The following is a 21,357-nucleotide window of genomic DNA, read 5'->3' on the forward strand; positions in this document are numbered from 1 at the left end:
ACTACATCGTATGGTTCACGCAACGACGGTTCCGTGGTATAAACGCCGCTTGTGGAAAATGAGGAAACTAAATTTATCCACAAAATAAATTCTATTCATTATTTTTATTAATTTCGACAGGCATCAATTTTATGCAGAAAGTATATATTATATTAATGGTTTCTATCCTTGCAGAAACCATGGCAACAACGATGATGAAAGCTTCTTATGGTTTTACTCGATTTCTGCCGAGTTGCTTTGTGGTTATCGGGTATTGCATCTCTTTTTATGGTTTATCTCAAGTCGTACAAACCATGAATATTGGCATCGCTTATTCGATATGGGCAGGGATGGGTATTCTACTGGTTTCTATTATGTCGTTTTTTATTTATAAACAAAGTTTAGATGTCCCAGCATTAATTGGTATCACTTTTATTGTCGTAGGCATCATGATTATACAAATATTCTCTAAATCCATCACTCATTAATCGTCACCATTAATGTGAGCGATAAGGAGTCTTTTTCAAAGAAAAAAGACATCAACAGACATTTCCAGACAATCATCGATGTCAATCTTAGGTAAACTTCTCTTAAGTAAGGCCTTATATCTTTATCCACCACGTTTAATAGAGAAAATAAATGAAAAAGAACATCGTAATGATTATCGCAGGGTTATTACTGCTTTCTGGCTGTGCAACACCTTATCAAACAGAAAAAAACTTTTGGTCTTTTGGTAAAGGATTCGATGTACAAGCGCTTGCTCAAGATACTTGGCAAATCAGTTTCATTGGTAATGATTACACAGACAGAGCCATTGCTCGTAAGTATATTTTGCGTAAAAGTGCAGAGTTAGCGAGTCAAGCCGGATACGCTTACTTCACCCTCTTGGATGAGGAAATCAATGTTGATTCTGTTGCTAAAAACCAAATTTCACAGGCTGAAAATAAGCAAAAATGGTTGTATTCAACCACACAGATCACCAGTGAAACAACCATCATGGCAATCAGCAAAGGGCTTCATCAACCTTCAGATGCTTATAAAATGGTTTATGAAAGCCAGTTTATTTTGAATAGCATTAACGTCGAACAATAACGAGCGTGAATAAACAACACCGATCGTCGCTAAGCATACATTCACTTAGTGACGATCATAAATATCAGCGTTGATAACGATCCGTTAGTAGGCAACTCCGACTCGTTGCTGTGCAAACGACGCGGTATCTAACATATCCAGCATTGCCACTGCATAATCACTGACCGAAATCCGACTGTGGCCATCTTGATCTGCGAGTAACTGATCACCGCCAATGCGGTAAGCGCCTTGCTTATCTCCGGGGAAAATCTCAGCCGCAGGGCTAACAAAGGTCCAATTCAGTGGACTATCGCTACTTCTAAAAATCGCCAAGGCTTCGCCTTGTGCTAATGCTTCTGGTTTATATTCGCTTGGAAAGTCCGGTAAAGAGACCAGTGAAACGCCCGGTGAAACTTCTAACGAGCCGGCTCCACCAACCCAAAGTAAACGTTTTACTCCAGCTTGAGGTAATGCACTCAATAACTGCTCAGCAGTCTTGGCAACAATACTATGATCCCCACTTGCTCGACCGCCAATTGACACCATAGCGACATCTATATCTGCAAATAACTGAGCAAAATTGGCTTGATTGTGTACATCAAACTGACGTACTTCGACATTCGCATCGGTCATTTTAGCGGGATCACGCACCATAGCGACAACTTCGTGCCCACGAGACAGTGCTTCTTGTACTAAATGACTACCGATCCAACCCGAGGCTCCAACAACAGCAACTTTCATTTTTTAACACCTTAATGTTTAATTTATCAACAGATGCTAGTGTAGTCGCCTCTGAGCGAGTGATAAATGGTAAGAAAGGATGTAGATTGTATCTAGATAAGATACTAATGAGAGAGAAGCATGGATAAATTGACCGCAATGCGCAGCTTTGTAGAAGTCGCCAACATTGGTAGCTTCACTCAAGCGGCAGAAAACCTTAACTTAAGTCGCTTACAAGTCTCACGCCATGTACAAGAAATTGAAGATTGGTTAAAACAGCGTTTGTTGCATCGGACAACACGCAAAGTGAGCCTAACAGCATCTGGGGAAGAAGCGCTAAGACAGTGTGAAAAAATCCTCAATCAAACGGCAGAATTAGAAATGCGAGCACTAGAGCAATCGCAGTCACTGTCTGGAAGAATTCGTATTTCGGTACCAATTGGCTTAGCACGCTATCTACTGCTTGATGCCGTAGAAGCGTTTACTGATCTGCATCCACAAGTAACGATTGATATTCTTGCTTCCGATCGCTTAGCTCAACTGGTTGATGAACGGGTGGATATTGCACTGCGTTTTACTACCCAACCTGACGAACAATTAATTGCTCGACGTCTTTTTCAAGTCGATACAGTCGCTTGTGCTGCACCCACTTATCTTGCTCAACATCAACCAATTATACAACCGAGTGATCTAGCTAAGCACAACTGTTTTGTCCATCTTTCGCATCATAAATGGGAATTTATTCGTAATAACCAAACCTACAGTGTCAATGTCAATGGTACGATTCGAGCGAACGATATGAGCTTAATCTGTCGAGCAACATTACACGGTAAAGGCATTGCTCTACTCCCTTGTGATTTAGCCAATCGCTACTTAAAAGATCGCTCTCTAATCCAGATATTACCCGACTACCATTTAGCGACCAGCGCATTGTGGGCGGTGTATTTATCGCGTAGCTATCAGTCGCCTCTAGTTCGGCAATTTATCGATTTTGTCAGCACACAATGGGACGATCTAGACATGACGATCCCTTCATAAAAATGAATATAAATCAAACCGATATTCAAAAAGAAATAACATATTCGCTTTCCTAGACGAGTAAATAAACATAATTTTTTCCTTCCGTTAGCAGTAAATGGAACGCCGACTATACTCAATAGGTAATGGCGTAGATGAGGATTAATTATGTTTAAAAGTATCAAAGTGATCTTTTTTAGCCAAATTGTATTGGCTATTACTCTGATTCTATTGGGAATGGGCGCAATAAAATATAATGTTTTCCAAAAACAGCTCTATCAAAGCCTAAGTGCAAATGTTGAACATGCCACTCATCGCCTATCGATCAGTTTACCTAAACCGATTTGGGACTTCGATTTTGACTCAGCGAGAGCGATTGTATTATCAGAGCTCAATGAACCCGCAATTAGTGCGATACAGATAAAAGACAATAATGACAAATCAATAATCTTTTATCTCAATCAGCCTGAATACCCAGAGGTCACCAATATTGATCCCAAGTCATACACGGGGAAAAAAGAGCAGGAATTCTTTATTGATGATTTTGGCGATATAAAAAAAGTAGGTTCGATTGTTTTATATTACAATGATTTTGCTATCGCCGAACAATTATCTGAATTGATGCAAAAAGTCGTCATAGAGATACTGATCCTGGATGTTTTGCTCTCTTTAATCACTCTTTTATTGTTGCGTATCACGGTATTAAAACCTCTTGCTAACCTTACCGATAGGGTAATGGATCTTGCTTCTGGAGATGGCGATCTCACACAACGGATTGAGCCTGCCAAACTCAACGAATTTAAAGATATTACCTTAGGGATCAATCGATTTACCGAGTCTTTAGAAACCATTGTTCAAAAAATCATCCAGTCAACGGAACACCTGCATCAATCCTCGCTCGCCAGTAAAGAGATCGCGAGCGACAATGCCGTAAAACTCAATCAACAACAACACACGTTAGATTCTATCTCACACGCTGCCGTTGATATTCAACATTCAATTCAACAAGTTAATGAATCAGCGTTAGACAGCGCACAGCACGCCAGTTCATCCAGCACGTTAACCGACTCGATGCACAGTACGATTGAAACCACCTCGCACGAAATGAAAAAAATGCAGGAGAAAATGCTACAGCTTAACAGCAAAATGACCACCCTTTCTCAAGAAGGTGAAAAAATTAACACCATTTTAAATGTGATTAATGACATTTCAGAACAAACCAACCTACTGGCACTCAACGCTGCCATCGAAGCCGCTCGAGCTGGTGAACAAGGCCGAGGATTCGCGGTGGTCGCCGATGAGGTCCGTAACCTAGCCGTGAAAACTAGCCATTCTACTGAGCAAATTAAAACCAATATCAATGCCCTCAATGAAGCCACCTCAATGGTTGAAAAAGAGTTACATGACATCGCACTGACTCTAGAAAAAACCTCTGAACGCTTTGGAGAGTCTCACTCCGTTATCGAAAAAATGAACCTGATGGCAAAAACCATCAAAGAGAAAAATCAACACGTGGCCGATCTTGCCAAAAGTCAAAATGTATCGATTGCCTCGATTAGCCGCTCATTACTTGACGTCGTTGACGCATCCAAAGCCGTGGCTGATGGTGCTCAAACCAACTTAGGTATGTCAGTAGAGGTGATCAATATTGGAGAAGAAATCAAACAACAAGTCGCTAAATTTAAAACCCATTAATTTCCGGTGAGAGGAGGTAATCGTTCATTACCTCCTCTAGGGATACCACTTCAATCGTCATCAAGAGGGAACACCATGAAGTCAATTATCACCGCCAGTTTATTGGCCGTATCTTCTTACAGTTTTGCATCAAGCTTAAACGATCTAAATTTTATTACTGAAATCTATCCGCCCTTTAATTATGAAGAACAAGGGAGATTAACGGGAATCGCTATTGATGTGCTTGAATCAGCCTCAGAAGCCGTCAATGACCCTGTCAAACGCGAAAGCGTACAACTTCAACCATGGGCGAGAGGTTACGCTGCGGCGTTAGAAACGCCAAATACAGTTCTATTTTCCATGACACGTACTGAAGCTCGAGACAACCTCTTTAAATGGGCGGGGCCGATTGTCGAAAGTCGAGTCGTGCTCTGGGCACCAAAAGCCAAAGGCATCAAAATTTCCACACCGAGCGATCTCAATAATTATCGCGTGGGTGTGGTGAGAGAAGATATTGGTGAGCAACTGCTGCGCAATCTCGCGGTCAATCCTAATGCGTTAAGACCTTCAGCATCACCGGAAATGGTCGCAAGGCAATTGGATGCTAATCGCATCGATCTGTGGGCTTATGGCGATAATGTCGGTGTATTTATTATGCGTGAACAAAATATCGATCCCAGTCTGTACGAAATCGTCTACGTACTACATGAATCGCAAACCTATTTCGCGTTCCATAACAGTACTAACGATCAATATGTTGAAAAACTGCAGAACGGAATTAATCTCATCAAAGAGAGCGGTAAACTCGATGAAATCATTGCCGGTTACCGTTAATACTATCAATCCGCACTTCATCACTTGAAGAGAATACTTCTTCAATCTCTTCAAGTGATCACCTTTGATATAAAGTGGCGTTTTCCCTACTCAAACGACACCAGTGTTTTATTAGGATAATGAGGTCTTCGTATGAAAGTCACATCACTTTGTTTAACCGTATTACTTACTTTTCTGAGCTGGACAAGCTGGGCGAAAACTCTCACAGCAGCGCAAGATCCATGGCCACCGTTTGTTACCTCAGAGGCTCCTCATGGACTTTCTATTGAATTAGTCAGCGCCGCTCTAGAAACGCAAGGCTATCAACTAGAGTTTCAAATTATGCCTTGGGCAAGGGCACTGGCAGAGGTTCAAGCAGGCAATATTGATTTGCTACCAGCAACGTGGTTTACCGAACAGCGAACCAGCGTTCTGGCTTATAGCGATCATTATCTCTACAACCAAATAAAGTTTATTACCCTACCCACGAATGCCTTTGAATATAGCGGTCTTGATAGTCTCGCAGGTAAACGCGTAGGTACGGTTCGAGGTTATGGATATGGCGACGATTTTTTAAATTCAACGCTATTTAATCGCTCAGAAGCCAATGATTTAATTTCTAATTTACGCCGTTTAGAAGCAGGCCGGATCGACGTCACTTTAGAAGATGAATTAGTCGCTCGCTCTTTAATAAGTGACAATGGTTTGGATGCCAATAACTATCGATTTACCACGAGTGGTTTATCCGCTAACTCACTTCATGTTACCTCTGGGCTAGCCAATCCCAATGCTCTCGAGTACATCGAAGCCTTTAATCGAGGGTTAGCACAAATCAAAGCCAATGGTACTTTTAACGAAATACTGCTTAAGTATGGGATCGCTCTCGATTAATCAGTCTATGGACCTGCGTCTAAGGCATTAAAAAAAACAGAGATCGGATATGAGTAAAATGCGGCTGGTAGAAATAATCCACCAGCCGCATTTTTTTATTGAGTGCGTTTGTGCTTCGGCACGTAATTAAGAATTGATATTGGCACTGGATGTTTAGGCTCAAATCCTGCGATTTCTCGCCGTTCAATCAAATGCCCTAAACGGCTCTCTATCATGCATAAGTTTTTGAAGTTGTCTTTCGATACCAAAGAAATCGCTTCGCCTTGTGCCTCAGCTCGACCTGTCCGTCCGATACGATGGACATATTCATCGGCGGGAAACGGCAGATCATAATTGACCACTCGCGGTAATTCATCGATATCAATACCACGCGCTGCAACACCGGTCGCAATCAAATATTTGATCTTTCCGGCTTTAAAATCTGCTAACAGTTGCTCGCGTACTGCTTGGCTACGACCGCTATGAAACGCTTCAGCGGCAATGCCTCTTTTTTCTAATTGCGCAGCCAATTTGGCAGCGCCGTGTTTGGTCTCGATAAAGATCAGCGCTTGGTCCCATTGATATTCATGGATTAAATGACTCAACAATGCTGACTTTTGATCTTTATCGACCGTAATAAGCCACTGGGTAATATTCGACTTCGACGCTTGGTTCGCTGCAATGCTGATCTCATGAGCTTCACCCACCGCAGTTTTAGCCAGCTCACGAACCTTATTCGATAAAGTCGCGGAAAAGAGTAAAAATTGCGCTTCCGTTGGCAAACGTTGAATGATTTTGTTAATCGCTTCAATAAAGCCCATATCGAGCATGCGATCCGCTTCATCCAGCACAACCACTTCAATTTCATCAAAATGTACCGCTCGTTGAGCGTACATATCAAGCAGTCGTCCGGGGGTGGCAACCAACACATCCACACCGTCAATCAGTTGCTGTTTTTGTGCCTGCTCATCAACACCGCCATACATCGCTAAACTGGTTAACTCCGTGTATTGAGCATACTGTTTGACATTATCCGCAACTTGGATGGCAAGCTCACGAGTCGGCACTAAAATCAGCGCGCGAATACGTTTTTTGCGCTGAGTTTGTCCTTGCATCAATCTATCTAAAATCGGTAGCACAAAGCCGGCTGTTTTACCGGTCCCAGTTTGCGCGGCAGCAATCAGATCTTGGCCTTTTAAAATAACCGGGATCGCTTGCGTTTGAATGGTGGTCGGAGTTTGATAACCAAGCTCAGCGACTGATTTGATCAGTGCTTCGTTTAGTCCAAGTTGTGTAAATGACATAGCAGACTCTAAATAAAATGGCGTAGAGCAAAAACGCTCGACAATATCGCTCATTCTAACATGAAGAATGCGGTGCTGTTGATCTTTCGAGATTAGTGATTTCAAAACCGTTCAACAGCACCTCGGTATGAACGCTTTACTTGCTTCATACCTCATTTATAAGTCAGACATGATGTCGCATGTAATCACGCCAATTTTTGCTGCGCTATCAAACGGTATTGGACGATGTCTTCGATGGTCAGTACGGGCATATTGTGTAAAAGGCCAAAGGCAACAATCTCTGGCGTTTTAGCCATCGTACCGTCCGGATTGGTTACCTCACATAACACACCAGCGGGCAATAATCCTGCCATTTGCATTAAATCTACCGTACCTTCAGTATGACCACGTCGTGTCATAACTCCGCCTTTACGGGCACGTAGCGGAAAGACATGACCTGGGCGGGCTAAATCGTCGGGTTTCGCTTGCGGATTAATCGCGGTTTTAATCGTGGTCACACGATCTTGAGCGGACACTCCAGTGGTCACACCATGACGAGCTTCTATCGATACCGTAAACGCGGTTTGGTTTTTGCTGTCGTTGACGGGCACCATCGGTGGCAGTTCGAGTTTATTGGCCTGCTCATCGGTTAAACATAGACAGACAATCCCGCTGCATTCGCGGATCATCAACGCCATTTGTTGGTCGGTCAACTTTTCTGCAGAATAGATAATATCGCCTTCATTTTCACGATCTTCATCATCAAGCAATAAAACACCGCGCCCTTCACGTAAAGCGTGTAACGCGTTTTCTACTCGAGTGATTGCATCGCCAAATTCGGCAAGTAGTGACAACTGATTCATGGTTTACTCCTAATAATGACCAGAATCAGGGCAGTTTTATGAGGCAAAACGAAAGGCACCATAATGGCAAGCTGAGTAAATCCTTGCTAGACACTATTGGCGTATTTGTCATTCTCTCTCATCCGGACTATGACCGTCGGCTCTGGCTTCTCACCAGATCTGCTGACCTCGACGAATCGAGCGCTCGTGGGCTGGCCCTAATGGACATACCACCGGTGGGGAATTTCGCCCCGCCCTGAGAATTTTAATGTAATGAGTTAAGGTCAAGCTAAAGGCCTCCTTTAACTTGACGCTTATTATGGTAATACTTCACGCCTCGTTTGCAAAGCCACAAGCGGACAGATTTGAGACATGCAGACACAATAAAAAAGCCCCATGATCGACATGAGGCTTGATAGAATTTACCTGTACCACATTACTCTAATTCAACTAAATTCTTTTGAAAGGTTTTGTGCTGCGCTTTAACCGCATCTTCTGGTTCACCGGTTAGCAAACTAACAGCCACAATCGCTAGGGTTGAAAAGAGTATCCCAGGAACGATTTCATATACATCAAACCAACCGCCAGTCAGCTGTTTCCAAACCACAATTGTCACACCACCAACGATGATCCCCGCTAAAGCGCCATTACGATTCATACGCGACCAGTACAGACTGAGCACTAATGCAGGACCAAAAGCAGCACCAAAACCCGCCCAGGCATAAGAGACTAAGCCAAGCACTGAGCTATCCGGTGTCATGGCCAACACTAACGCGACGATTGATATCAGCACAACGGAAAAACGTCCTACTTTAACGATCTCTTCTGAAGTCGCCTCTTGTTTGAAAACTTGCTTATAAAAATCTTCCGCTAGGGCAGACGAAGAGACCAACAGCTGTGAATCTGCTGTACTCATGATGGCCGCTAAAATCGCCGCCAAGAGAATACCAGCGATGACTGGATGAAACACAGCGTTAACCAGCAGCATAAATATCCGCTCACCATCATCAAGCTGAATCGAGCCATTTTGCGTAACGTAAACTAGGCCAACTAAACCCACTAACATGGCTCCAAACATTGACAACGCCGTCCACAGCACCGCAATCCAACGGGCAGTAGTTAGATCTTTATTCGAACGCGCCGCCTTAAAACGCGCCAAAATATGCGGTTGACCAAAATAGCCAAAGCCCCACGCGACGAGAGAGAGAATGGCAATACTAGAAAGAGGCTTACCTTGAATATCATCCCATAGAGTCAATAATTGCGGGTTAATCGCGCTCAAATCTGAACTTAATTGACTAAAACCACCATTCATTGCGGTGATCGGGACAATCAGCAACGCGGCAGCCATCAATAAACCTTGCACCAAATCGGTCCAAGATACAGCCAGAAAACCACCAAATAAGGTATAGGACACCACACAAATCGTGCCAATGATCACCGCGGTGGTGTAATCAATCCCAAAGACGGTTTCAAATAATTTACCACCCGCGACTAAACCTGAACTGGTATAGAAAAGGAAAAATAACAAAATGAAAAAGGCCGAGATGGTTTGAATCAGTTTCGATTTATCATTAAAGCGCCGCGATAAAAACTCAGGTAAAGTCAGAGCATCGGTGGTAATACTGTAAGTACGCAACCGCTTTGCGGTAATTAACCAGTTAGCCCATGTACCGATGAGTAAGCCACCCGCAAGCCAAAAGGCTTCAATCCCTGCCGCATAAGCGTAGCCGGGTAAACCTAACAGTAACCAACCACTCATATCCGATGCTCCCGCTGACAACGCAGCAGGCCATGGCCCAAGGGAACGGCCCCCTAGGAAGTAGTCTGATGAGTTTTTGGTTCGCTGGTAAGCAAACACACCGATCGCCAACATCAAAATCAGATAGATAATGAAGGTGGTCGTAATAGCAAAGCTATTGTCCATTGATATTTCCTCTATTTACTAAGATCGCTTTCCCTCCTGCTCATTAATTTAATGAGCAGGAGGGTCAGGATTAATGGGTTTCGTTGCCTAGCTCTAAGAGCGTCGCGTTACCACCCACTGCTGTTATATTTATAGTGCGCGTACGTTCGGTAATAAAACGTAGCGATAAGTGCGGATCGTGTGCCACGGGAAGGGTGGTGAGATCGGTTTCTGAAACAAGATTAATAATTGCGCCGGAACGCTGGGCAAGTTGTCGATTAAGACTGTGCTCAAGCGATACATTACCCACATAACCAACACTGCGGATGTCTGATTCGATTAATGCCTGATACGCATCCAAGGCACTAAACTGCAGTAAATTAACCGGTAAAGATGACTGCTGGTTAGCCGCCGTTAAAGCGGCAACCAGCTCGCGATCATCACTGCAGATAATCACACTATTGCCCGCCACCAACGCACAGCATAACTGGGCCACCAATGCTTGCTTGGCCGTTACACTCGCGTCATTTTGGATAAGTAGAGCAACCCCTCGCCCCGCGGTATACAGTTCATTGGTTTCGCCCGTAGGACCAATCAATGAGTGTGAACGCGCCAATAATGCGCTGGCCTGCTCAAGGTGAAAAGACACCACATCAGCTAATCCCGGCATACTTTCTTTTAAAGATGATTTCAATGACAGTAAGCACTCACATTTAAAATCAAAATCGGTTAAGTTCCAGTTTTCCCAAGCCGAGCAGGCGTCGGTAAAACGGGTGACTTGATGTACCATAAACTACTCCTTCGCTGGTTAGATTAACCGTATTGCACTTGGGTAAAACGATATAAATAATGCGGCCCACCCGCTTTCGGGCCGGTGCCAGATAGCCCTTGCCCACCAAATGGCTGCACTCCAACCACTGCACCAACCTGATCGCGATTGATATAGCAGTTACCGACTCGCGCATGCTTCTCTATCCAACGGTAAGTGGTTTCATTGCGGCTATGAATCCCCATCGTCAAGCCGTAACCGGTAGCATTGATCTGCTGAACTACCTGAGCCAACTCGTTGGCTTGGTAGCGAACAATATGCAAAATAGGTCCAAACTGCTCCTCACTTAAACAATCAATTCCTGAGATTTCAAACGCCGTCGGTGCTACGAAATCGCCATATTGACAGTCATCAGCTAACGTTAATTGCGCAATTTTTTTCTGAGTCTGGCTCATGTGAGCGATGTGTTTCTCTAAACCTTGCTTTGCCTTCGCATCAATCACTGGGCCGACATCGGTATTGTGCAAATAAGGCATCCCGACCGACAGCTCCTGCATAGCGCCTTGGATCAAACTGATCACACGATCAGCGATATCTTGCTGCACAAACAATACTCGCAGTGCTGAGCAGCGTTGACCCGCCGAAGCAAAGGCAGAACGTAACACATCGCGCACCACTTGCTCGGGCAGAGCCGTACTATCGACGATCATCGCATTTTGCCCTCCCGTCTCAGCAATCAAGGGCACAGGCGTCGACTCTCGCTCAGCCAGTGTTTGATTAATCCGCTGAGCGGTAGCCGTCGATCCCGTAAACACCACACCAGCAATCGCAGGGTGTGAAGTCAATGCATGGCCTATCTCCGAGCCGCGACCAGGTAAAAATTGAATTGCATAGTCAGGGAAGCCCGCTTCAAGCATCAGTTCAACGGCACGCGCGGCGATCAAGCTGGTCTGCTCGGCGGGTTTAGCCACCACGGTATTACCAGCGACTAAAGCTGCCGTAATTTGTCCAAGGAAAATCGCTAATGGGAAATTCCACGGGCTAATACACACAAATACGCCTCGTCCTTGACGTGAAACTTGACGTGTTATGCCATCAAAACTGCTGATGGTGAACGGAGCTAACCCTTCAACTTGATTTGCGTAATAACGACAAAAATCCACGGCTTCACGAACTTCATCTATTGCATCATGAATCGTTTTTCCGGCTTCCTGATGACAAAGCGCACAAAACTCAGCCAAATGCGATTCCAGCAAATCGGCTAATTTCAGAAGTTTTTCAGCACGTTGCTGATCAGGAGTCTGCTGCCATTTTGAAAATCCAGCCTGAGCAATCGCAATGGCTTCGGAAACATGATCATGGGTTGCATGATAAACTTGCCCAACGTCAACACGGCGATCATAGGGAGCCGTGACTGCAACCGGAGAAGTGCGTTCCTTGATCATGCTTTCGATCTGTGACTGACCATTGAGTATCGGTCCTGCTTGCCATTGTTGACTCAAATAACCATGCACTTGATCTTCGAATGGTTGCGCTTCACTTTGAATATCAATATTGATCCCATCTGAGTTTTTGCGTTCAGGGAAAATCTGTGGCGGCAGAGGAATGTTAGTGTTGTGTAACGTCTCAAACGCCAATAACGCATCAACCGGATGCTGAGTTAAACTGTCAACCGGACAGCGCGCATCGACTAAACGATGGACAAAGGAGCTATTCGCGCCATTTTCTAATAAACGGCGGACTAAATAAGGCAACAGATCCTTATGGCTACCAACGGGGGCGTAAATACGTACCGATTGCTGGTACGCTTTCATGGCATGATGATATAAGCCGTCACCCATCCCGTGTAAACGCTGAAACTCAAATTCTTTATGGTTTGCCATGACCGCAATCGCCGATACAGTGTGAGCGTTATGAGTCGCAAATTGAGGAAAAAGATGTCCGCGAACCCCATCACTCAGTAAAAAACGAGCACAGGCTAAATAGGACACATCGGTCGCTTCTTTGCGGGTAAAAACGGGGTAGCGTTGATAGCCTCGCTGCTGTGACCATTTAATCTCGCTATCCCAATAAGCGCCCTTAACGAGACGTACGGGGATACAACAACTGTACTGCTTAGCCAGCGCAGTCAACCACACTAAAGTCGGTAACGCCCGCTTAGAGTACGCCTGCACGACTAAGCCAAACTTTCCCCAACCTTGAATTTGTTTACTGCAATACAATTTTTCAAATAGTTGTAACGACAGCTCTAGGCGATCCGCTTCTTCGGCGTCAATGGTGATCGCCACATCCAATTCCATTGCTCGTTCTAATAATTGCAGCAAAGTCTGGTACAACTCATCCATGACACGGGCTTGATTAGCCACTTCATAGCGAGGATGTAAGGCTGATAGCTTAATGGATACCGATGGGGCTGGGCTGGTATCCAAACCATATTGGTCACGACCAACCGCCTCAATCGCCATTAAATAATCTTTTAAATATTTATTGGCATCGCTGGTGGTTAACGCCGCTTCACCCAACATATCAAACGAATAGGTGTAACCTTTATCACGCATTACCCGGCCATTTTTTTGCGCTTCGCTGATCGTGCGACCCAATACAAACTGATGACCCATGATTTTCATCGCTTGATGCATAGCCTTACGAATGACTGGCTCAGAAAGTTTATTGACCAAACGGTTTAAGGCTTGAGCCGGACTTTGCGCTTGGTTGTCACCCAAGCCAATGACTTTACCAGTCAGCATCAATCCCCAAGTCGAAGCATTGACAAACACAGAATCCGAATTTTTCAGGTGTGATTTCCAATCGGCGACCGATAATCGGTCTTTAATAAACGCATCCGCTGTTGGTGCATCAGGAATACGCATCAGAGCTTCTGCAAGACACATCAATAAAATACCCTCTTGAGTGTCCAAGCTGTACTCTAAAAGCAGAGCATCGATCATCTGCACCGATTTCTTGTCTTGGCGAATCGCCGCGATCAATTGTGTCGTTTTGGTCGCAATCAACACTTTTTCTTCATCGCTAGGCGTTGCCAAAGACAGTAATTGCATTAGCCATTGAGATTCGTCCACCATATAAAGTGGCGAGATCTGTGCCCAAAGCGTACTAAGCGGTTGCTCAATAAACTTGGGGTTCAACACATCTATTGCTGTAAACATGCGTTTTCCTCAATCTCCTATCCGAGGGATGTGACTCGGATTTCAGTCAATGGCAAGCAGTGTATTTTGAGCGCAAGCACAATACTTGTCAAAAACTCCGGAGTTTTTGTGAAAATCTCGTCTTTTTAACAAAACAAAAACAAAATCAAAGCAATTAAGTTCATAAGAAAAAGCAAAACCACTGATAATTTTTCAAAAAAACAACGTCACTATGTCGTCAAGAACACAGCCATCGATGCCAAGAAAAACAATCACCATACAATATCAGATGGACAACACAGAATTCAGCGAGACCAGCGCTGAGGATCACTGGTAATAGGCTTGCGGACAAAGAGTCCGCAAAGCGCAGTAAACCATTTATCGACTACACTGCTTTTTGTATTGAGAAGGGGAAATACCTTGTAAACGAGAAAAGGTATGAGTGAAAGCACTTTGATTTGAAAACCCTGCCAATTCAGCAACTTGGCCCAAGGTAAAACGAGATTGCTCAAGGAGTTGTTTCGCCATATCCACACGTTTACTCAAGACATATTGGTGTGGAGTAATCCCCAATTGCTCTTTGAATAATTGGTGAAACTGACTCTCACCTAAATAAACGCTGCCGGCTAATTGAGCAACTGATATCCGACGACTTAAATGCTGCTCGATATAGCGATCGATCGCGTCTAAATCAAAACGAGCCTCTTTACGATGGACTTCAAACGCCGAAATATGACGCAATAACAAGGCTAGCACGGTATCACTGCACGCTCGACTCAGTAATAAATCGTCCGGACTGGCATGCATCTCCAGCACTAACATCTGAATGAGTTTTTGGATCTGCTTATCGAGTTGAAAATAAATGTCGCTACGCGCTAGTTCATTGATTCTCTGTAACGTTAAAGGATCATCCCCTTGTGGTAAGGGCAAGTTCAACACCAAAATGTCCGACTGTCCTACCGTCGCGCCGAAAGCATGCCCTGTACTTGAAGTTACGACACATCCTTGTCCAGGGCCAACAATATTACCGATGCCCGATACCTCAAAATCCGCTTGTCCTTTCAAGCCAATCACAATTTGTGTGTAACTATGATCATGGCAATCCATATAAGCCGGTAAAGTAATTAATTCCGCCGGACGAGGCGACAAAAGTTTGGCTCTTTCTGGGTTATTCACTAAATATTGACTCATGAGCACTGCACCATGGGATGACCTCTTTGCATGTTATAACATTTTTATCAGAAACCAAGCTTGATAGTGAAATAAGTCTCATCTCACTATCAATACCGCCAACAACAAGCAAAATTAGCGCTCACTGAGAGCAATAGCTCCTGATCCGAGGCTTCGGAACAATGATCAAGTGCACATAAATTACGGTCAATGAGTATCCAATTAAAAAACGTTAAAGCAGATCGGAAATCGGAGCTTGCATATTTCAAGAATCTGCTCAAAATGGAGTAAGTACATTTATAAAAGATACAAAATCAGTGACCTACTCACTAGATTTTGTATACAATTGTGCCTTCAGGATGAGAATTTTTTGCGATGAGCCAGCGTATTGATAACGCTGTCAAAAGTTTGTCTTTCTCCACTATAATGTGGCTATGTTAATTGTTGCAGGGACCTAATGATCAAATATCACCTCCCAGCGCTACTGCTTGCGCTAAGCCCTCTGTGGGTATCGGCATCGGTGTTCGCGGAAGAAGTTACACAGGTTGATCCTGTGGCCGCTATCGATGAAAAAATAACCATTAAACAAAGTGAAATTGACACTATCGCTGCGGAATTTGAAGCAGAAGGAGCTCAACTTCAACAACTTAAAAACGAACAGGCACGTTTAAAACGTGAAAGTGATGAGCTTAATGCACGGCAAAACCGGGCAAAATCGGCTCTGGACAAACAGTATAATCGCCTTCTTGAAGATCCAGACACTGATTTAGTCACCTTCCAACAACGTTATCAGCAGGCTTGGGCCGATGTAAAACAAAACCAATCGGAACAACTTACCAATCAGCAAGCGATAACTGAAAGTGATATGCGTTTATCGCAAATGAAGCAGCGTCATGCGCGTTTGAAAACTGAGTTTACGAACTTGCAAGAGAGCAAAATGGATGCTCGAGTTAAACGTCTCGAAGCCGAGCTTCGTCAAAGCCGCGTCTTGGAAGCCAGCTTCCGCACCACGTGTTCCACCAGTATGACTCTGGGCGAATGTGCCAATCAAGGTCAGCAGTTGACTCGTCAGCGTGCCGTGAATACCTTTAGAGAGCAACTGCTTGATAATTTGACTGAATCGGTCATCGCTAAGCAAAATCTTCGTGGTGTAGAACTCAACATTCACGTCCAAGAAAGCCAAGTGATTCGCAGTGGGTTTGAAGGTAACAACGAGTATTTCACTCATATCCAGGCTCAGCTACAAGCTCGTCCAGAAGCCGTCGCCGCCTGTAAACTGTTAAACCTATCCAGTCGCTATTGCTTAAAAAACGCCACCGAAGCTGTCAATAGCAAGAATGAAAAACAGTGGGCCAATGTGACTATTCGCTCAGATCAGTATCATGATTCTGTCACCATTAACGGTATACAATACGGCAGTACGCCTGTGGAAGTTGTTTTACCCGCAGGACGTCATCAAATTTCTGTGACGAAGGACGGATTTGAGACCTATAATCAAACCGTGACAATCAACGGAAATGACACTATTTGGGTAAGACTTCGCCCCAGTAGAAACGATTAATTCCTGTAAATCGACCCGTTTTCTGGTCTGATTTCACAAAGCTGTCGTTTAAACGCCGTTTTGGTCCTAAGTTATTGAAAGATGACTTCTGACAAAACGGCGTTTTCGTTTAGAATAGCGACAATAATTTTTAAAAAACTTAACTGAAGTAGGCAACAATGCGACCAGGTTTACCCGTTCTGTTATTAGCACTTTTACCTTGCTTAGTGACAGCACCCACGTTAGCTGAAGGCACACCTTCCTCAGTCATGGCGATTGATGACGCATTATTTACGCATCATACCCAGTGGCAAGAAGCGAAGAAAGCAACTCAACATCAGCAAACGGTGGTGGACACTCAGCAAGCTGAACTCGCTCGTTTAACTGCCTTAGCGAAACAACTCAATACCGCGTTTAATTCAGCGAAAACAGCCCTTGAACGTGATTATTTGAAAATGATTGATGAACCGCAATTAGACATTAGCGGTTCACAAAACGCTTACCAAACAGCTTGGTCTGAAGTTAAGAAGAATCAGCAAGACACTTTACTTGCTGAACAAACCTTGCAAGAAATGCACAATCAGCTCGTTCAATTACAAGCTAGCCAAGACGCTATCCAACAAAAAATCACTCAACTGGATCAAGATAAACTCCGAGCAAGAGCTGAGCGATTACGAACAGAATTGAGTCGTGTCGGAGAACAAAAAGTTAGCTTTACCAATGTGTGTAATGCGGCGATGACCTTGGCACAATGTAGCCAGCAAACGACTGATTTAGCTCAGCAAAAAGCGGTTAATCAATTTCAAACTTGGCTAATAGAAGAAACCACCGAAGCGCCATTAATCAAACAGCATCTGGCTGCCGTTTCGCTCAACATTCATTTACTCAGACATAAAACCGTTGATTCTGGCTTTTACGACGGTAATCGCTTTAAAACTGTGCTCGAAGCGCAATTAGATGCAAGACCAGCAGAAAATGTGCCTTGTACATTACTCAATATTGATAGCCAATACTGCTTCGCCCCTGGTGATGGTAGTCACCCTAGTCAACAAAAAGAAGTGGCTTGGGTCAATGTCATGATTCGCTCGAATCAACATAACGATCAGGTCACGATTAATAGCGTGCGTTATGGTAGTACTCCGGTTGAAATTATGCTTCCCACAGGTCAGCACCATGTTGTGATAAAAAAGGAAGGCTTCCATCCCTTTGATCAACAAGTCAATATCAGTAACGATCACACCTTACGTGCCGTATTACATGAAATTGTCAATGAAGTAAAAGCCGGTGATAAGTTCGCCGATACTCTGAAAAATACTCAGCAAGCCCCGCAAATGATCACTCTACTCGCAGGAGAGTACTTATTAGGGGAGAACACATCTCGTCAAGTTCGCCTTGATCATGCTTTCGCTATTAGCGCAACGCCAGTCACCGTAGAGCAATTTAAGCAATTTATTCAACAAACGGGTTATAAAACCGATGCTGAACTGAAAAATATTTGTCTGGCAGTACAAGGAACAACGGTTGCTCCTGTATCAGGAAGCGATTGGAAAAATCCCGGCTTTCAGCAAACAGTTCAATCACCTGCCGTCTGTATCAGTCGTAGCGACGCAAGGGCTTATACCAATTGGCTTACTCAACAAACTGGGTTTCGTTATCGCTTACCGAGTGAAGATGAATGGGAGATCGCCGCTCGCGCTGGGCGGAGAACTGATTACTGGTGGGGGAATGATTTTGGCGCTGGTCAAGCCAATACTGGATGGAGTGGTACGCCATGGTCAAATAACCGTACATCACCCGTCATGGCATTTTCACCAAACCCATTAGGCTTTTACGATATGGTTGGTAACGTTTGGCAATGGACATCAGACAATCCCGGTATCGCTAAAGGTGGAGCATGGAGTTTTTCACCTGAAATGGCTAAAGCCTACCATCAACTCTTTGTCTCGCCGTCTACGGCGGCCAACTATCTCGGATTTCGCGTCCTACGCGAGCTATAGCGCAAGCATTAAATACAATAAAGGGGGATAAGTCACTTATCCCCCTTTATCATCTCTAACCCGTTTTATGGCGCTAAACGCTCTATCTGCCACTGCTGATCAGATTTGCTGTATAGAAAACGATCATGTAGACGATGCTCACCACCTTGCCAAAACTCAATACTTTGCGGTTTGATTCGATAGCCTCCCCAAAATTTAGGCACAGGAATTTCTCCTTTAGCAAATTTTTGTTTCAGTTCGAGATACTTACCTTCTAATACACCACGAGCAGAAATGCGGCTACTTTGCTTACTCGCCAATGCGGCAAGCTGGCTCTCTTTAGGTCGAGAGGTGAAATATTTCATGTTCTCAAAGGCAGTCAGTTTTTCCGCGACGCCAGTAATGTGCACTTGACGCTCTAAAGGATGCCAAGGAAAATGCAAACTAACTCGATGATTATGTTCAATATGCTGCGCTTTACGACTGGCTAGGTTGGTGTAGAAAACCAAGCCTTGCTGATCAATATTTTTTAGTAAAACAATTCGTTGAAAAGGTTGGCCATGTTCATCTACGGTCGCAACCGTCATCGCCGTCGGATCAGCGAGCCCGGCATTAATCGCTTGCTCTAGCCAAAAATTGAATTGCTCGATAGGATCGAGCAATAAGTCCTTACGGCGTAATCCACCTTGTGTGTACTCACGACGAATATCTGAAAGATCCATGTCTACTCCTCTTTTTTGGCTATGATTGTGCGCCGATAGCCTCACGATCTCAAGTAGAACGGATTGATTTCGCCCGTCGAACTCTCACCGTGCAGAGTCTCTGGCTTAAATTCCAATATCCTCTTGATCCAATTTGGAGGAAAACTTAATCTCATGTTGATTAAAAATAATCATCGAAGGCCCATGAACTCGCTTTGTGACCACTTTTTCATCACCATATTGAATCGTCACGTGAGTGAAGACCTTGCCTTTAACTTCAATGGTATTGATTTCCAACATCTGTTCAAATTCTTCATTTAATAAGTCTACCGCCACCTTCACTTTTTCCATCCGTTCACTTGATTGCGCCTTATGCTGATCAATCTGTGACGCTTCTTCCTCATTACGCTCGGCTTTAGGACGCTTTTTAAACTCTAATTCCCGGCGAATGACTTCCATCGTGCTCTCTTGAGCTTGTTTATAATACTCTTTATGTTTAGCGATTCGGTCACGGTACCATCCATAGCGAGCAAATGCTTCAAGCGCAGTGGCCGCATCGCCTTCTACTCCTAGATTAAAGCACACGACTTTTCCGCCAACTTTCGCACTACCGCCGCTGAGTGTGCCTTGTTTTTCCGCTTTATCTAAAACGGTTAGATCGCCCCCACAGCGAATATCATTGCTCAGGCTATGCACAGAAAGCTGGATATTTTCCGCGGCTTGTAACTCAGAAAACTGGGCATAATTGGCCTTAATACTGCCTCCCGATTTGACCACACAGGTTTTCGCTTCATCATCATAAACCGTATGGCCAATAATTCCTTTACCGATCTCGATATCACCTTGAGCTTGTACATCTGCCGATTCAACAAATCCGCCGATCACAATAGACCCCGTCGCGCGGACAATCATTCCCGGCTCAACATCTCCGGCAATAACCACACTGCCTTTAAATTTCACGTGACCAGTTGCGACACTGACGTTATTTAGACACAAGGCGCTTTCTACATCGACCGTTTTATTCTTAATGATCGGCATTCCAGATAGACTGGATAACAACAAATTAGGATCATCAGGAGAGATGTGTGTCCCTTTACCTGCAACCAGTACCCCTTCGTTACCCGGTTTAGCAGGAATGACTTTCCCCAACACGGTAAAACCCGGCTCACCCTGAGTTGCAGGCTTACGACGCATCACTGGATCGTTTTCTTCGACGGTGATTGTTTCTCCCAGATTTCTCATATCGACTTTATGCGGATCGGCCGTTTTTTGCGGAGCTAAAATGCGGGTTGTCACATCATCCACTAAAGGGACAAATTGCACGTCTTGACCTTGAATCGGCGCTTTACCCTGAGCAATCGGTTGAGTAAAGGTTTCTCCGGGTTTTAAGGTTTTACTCACCAGTAAGACTTTTTTTAAAGCTTGTTTATTTATGCCTTTAATTACATAAGCTTGCGCTAAAGCATGCACTAACTCACTGCCATAAAGACCACGCCCCCCATAAGCGCCTGTGACCACCATACTGGCCAGCATATCTTGCTCACTCAAGACGACTTCAACAGCCGCATTTCTTTTTTCAGCAATGATGATGCCTTCACGAGCCTCTTTTTTACCTTCTTTGACACAATTGATAAAACGATTCACCGCCTCTTCGAGCAAATGGAATTTACCTGCTCCTAATCGAGCTAAAGACTCACTCAATCCCGTTTGAGCTAATTCAGGGTTTGCATTGCTATCGCTCGGTAAGCGCGCAATAACGCGACTCTTGTCTTCCGAGAGAGTAATCAGATCCTTCCACATAATACTCAACCTTACTGCATCTCTTTGGGTTAAAGAGCAGTGTATAAAAAATGTCTGAATCACTAAATAATTCGATGTTCAAA

The 21,357-nt window shown here is 44.2% G+C and carries 17 protein-coding genes and 1 riboswitch; of the genes, 8 read left to right on the forward strand and 9 right to left on the reverse strand.

All coding sequences use genetic code 11. The annotated features are described in order from the left end of the window. The first annotated feature begins 131 nt into the window (after positions 1 to 131). Together CAG60_RS12640 and CAG60_RS12645 are read left to right on the forward strand one after the other, a co-directional pair. A complete protein-coding gene (locus CAG60_RS12640) occupies positions 132 to 467 on the forward strand; it encodes a DMT family transporter (RefSeq protein WP_040905217.1) in 336 nt (111 codons plus the stop codon). 151 nt (positions 468 to 618) lie between these two features. Then, positions 619 to 1,071 carry a CC0125/CC1285 family lipoprotein gene (locus CAG60_RS12645; RefSeq protein WP_161439071.1) on the forward strand — a complete coding sequence of 151 codons (453 nt, stop codon included), beginning with the start codon at positions 619 to 621 and terminating at the stop codon, positions 1,069 to 1,071. Positions 1,072 to 1,155: 84 nt separating this feature from the next. Here CAG60_RS12645 and CAG60_RS12650 read toward each other — a convergent pair whose 3' ends face one another. Continuing rightward, on the reverse strand, positions 1,156 to 1,791 hold the full coding sequence (locus CAG60_RS12650; RefSeq protein WP_161439072.1) for an NAD(P)-dependent oxidoreductase: 636 nt from the start codon (positions 1,789 to 1,791) through the stop codon (positions 1,156 to 1,158). A 120-nt stretch (positions 1,792 to 1,911) separates the two neighbouring features. On the opposite strand from CAG60_RS12650, the gene CAG60_RS12655 reads away from it, so the two are divergent. The 4 genes from CAG60_RS12655 to CAG60_RS12670 all read left to right on the forward strand — a co-directional run bounded on the left by CAG60_RS12655 (position 1,912) and on the right by CAG60_RS12670 (position 6,165). Beyond that, complete coding sequence (locus CAG60_RS12655) at positions 1,912 to 2,808, forward strand: LysR family transcriptional regulator (RefSeq protein WP_161439073.1); 897 nt, start codon at positions 1,912 to 1,914, stop codon at positions 2,806 to 2,808. A gap of 147 nt (positions 2,809 to 2,955) precedes the next feature. Further along, positions 2,956 to 4,482 (forward strand): methyl-accepting chemotaxis protein, encoded by a 1,527-nt coding sequence (locus CAG60_RS12660; RefSeq protein ID WP_161429651.1) that lies wholly within the window; start codon positions 2,956 to 2,958, stop codon positions 4,480 to 4,482. A gap of 75 nt (positions 4,483 to 4,557) precedes the next feature. After that, positions 4,558 to 5,295, forward strand: a complete 738-nt coding sequence (locus CAG60_RS12665) for a substrate-binding periplasmic protein (RefSeq protein ID WP_161429653.1) — start codon at positions 4,558 to 4,560, stop codon at positions 5,293 to 5,295. A gap of 132 nt (positions 5,296 to 5,427) precedes the next feature. Continuing rightward, positions 5,428 to 6,165, forward strand: a complete 738-nt coding sequence (locus CAG60_RS12670; RefSeq protein WP_161439074.1) for a transporter substrate-binding domain-containing protein — start codon at positions 5,428 to 5,430, stop codon at positions 6,163 to 6,165. 95 nt (positions 6,166 to 6,260) lie between these two features. On the opposite strand, the gene CAG60_RS12675 is transcribed toward CAG60_RS12670, so the two are convergent. From CAG60_RS12675 to CAG60_RS12700, 6 genes are all read right to left on the reverse strand, one after another. After that, entirely contained in the window at positions 6,261 to 7,448 is a 1,188-nt protein-coding gene (locus CAG60_RS12675; protein ID WP_161439075.1) for a DEAD/DEAH box helicase, read from the reverse strand. Between the two features lie 185 nt (positions 7,449 to 7,633). Continuing rightward, positions 7,634 to 8,290 carry a 3,4-dihydroxy-2-butanone-4-phosphate synthase gene (gene ribB / locus CAG60_RS12680; protein ID WP_154170827.1) on the reverse strand — a complete coding sequence of 219 codons (657 nt, stop codon included), beginning with the start codon at positions 8,288 to 8,290 and terminating at the stop codon, positions 7,634 to 7,636. A gap of 106 nt (positions 8,291 to 8,396) precedes the next feature. Next, a riboswitch (FMN riboswitch) is annotated at positions 8,397 to 8,537 on the reverse strand. A 168-nt stretch (positions 8,538 to 8,705) separates the two neighbouring features. After that, the gene (gene putP, locus CAG60_RS12685; protein ID WP_161439076.1) at positions 8,706 to 10,196 is read right to left on the reverse strand and encodes a sodium/proline symporter PutP; all 1,491 of its coding nucleotides are present in this window, start codon (positions 10,194 to 10,196) and stop codon (positions 8,706 to 8,708) included. A gap of 70 nt (positions 10,197 to 10,266) precedes the next feature. After that, positions 10,267 to 10,965, reverse strand: a complete 699-nt coding sequence (locus tag CAG60_RS12690) for a 1-pyrroline-5-carboxylate dehydrogenase (RefSeq protein ID WP_161439077.1) — start codon at positions 10,963 to 10,965, stop codon at positions 10,267 to 10,269. A 23-nt stretch (positions 10,966 to 10,988) separates the two neighbouring features. Next, positions 10,989 to 14,108, reverse strand: coding sequence for a bifunctional proline dehydrogenase/L-glutamate gamma-semialdehyde dehydrogenase PutA (gene putA, locus CAG60_RS12695; RefSeq protein WP_161439078.1), 3,120 nt, complete (start codon positions 14,106 to 14,108; stop codon positions 10,989 to 10,991). A 357-nt stretch (positions 14,109 to 14,465) separates the two neighbouring features. Then, positions 14,466 to 15,278, reverse strand: a complete 813-nt coding sequence (locus CAG60_RS12700) for an AraC family transcriptional regulator (RefSeq protein WP_115152766.1) — start codon at positions 15,276 to 15,278, stop codon at positions 14,466 to 14,468. A gap of 436 nt (positions 15,279 to 15,714) precedes the next feature. On the opposite strand from CAG60_RS12700, the gene CAG60_RS12705 reads away from it, so the two are divergent. Both CAG60_RS12705 and CAG60_RS12710 read left to right on the forward strand, forming a co-directional pair. Then, entirely contained in the window at positions 15,715 to 16,818 is a 1,104-nt protein-coding gene (locus tag CAG60_RS12705) for a PEGA domain-containing protein (protein WP_154170824.1), read from the forward strand. A gap of 158 nt (positions 16,819 to 16,976) precedes the next feature. Beyond that, positions 16,977 to 18,794 (forward strand): formylglycine-generating enzyme family protein, encoded by a 1,818-nt coding sequence (locus CAG60_RS12710; RefSeq protein WP_161439079.1) that lies wholly within the window; start codon positions 16,977 to 16,979, stop codon positions 18,792 to 18,794. A 65-nt stretch (positions 18,795 to 18,859) separates the two neighbouring features. Here CAG60_RS12710 and pdxH read toward each other — a convergent pair whose 3' ends face one another. Both pdxH and CAG60_RS12720 read right to left on the reverse strand, forming a co-directional pair. Continuing rightward, complete coding sequence (gene pdxH / locus CAG60_RS12715) at positions 18,860 to 19,495, reverse strand: pyridoxamine 5'-phosphate oxidase (RefSeq protein ID WP_004396844.1); 636 nt, start codon at positions 19,493 to 19,495, stop codon at positions 18,860 to 18,862. Positions 19,496 to 19,600: 105 nt separating this feature from the next. Further along, positions 19,601 to 21,274, reverse strand: coding sequence for a DUF342 domain-containing protein (locus CAG60_RS12720; protein WP_161439080.1), 1,674 nt, complete (start codon positions 21,272 to 21,274; stop codon positions 19,601 to 19,603). Positions 21,275 to 21,357 lie beyond the last annotated feature (83 nt).

It is taken from the genome of Vibrio sp. V33_P6A3T137 (genome assembly GCF_009904835.1).
In the GTDB taxonomy this organism is placed as follows: Bacteria; Pseudomonadota; Gammaproteobacteria; order Enterobacterales; family Vibrionaceae; genus Vibrio; species Vibrio metschnikovii.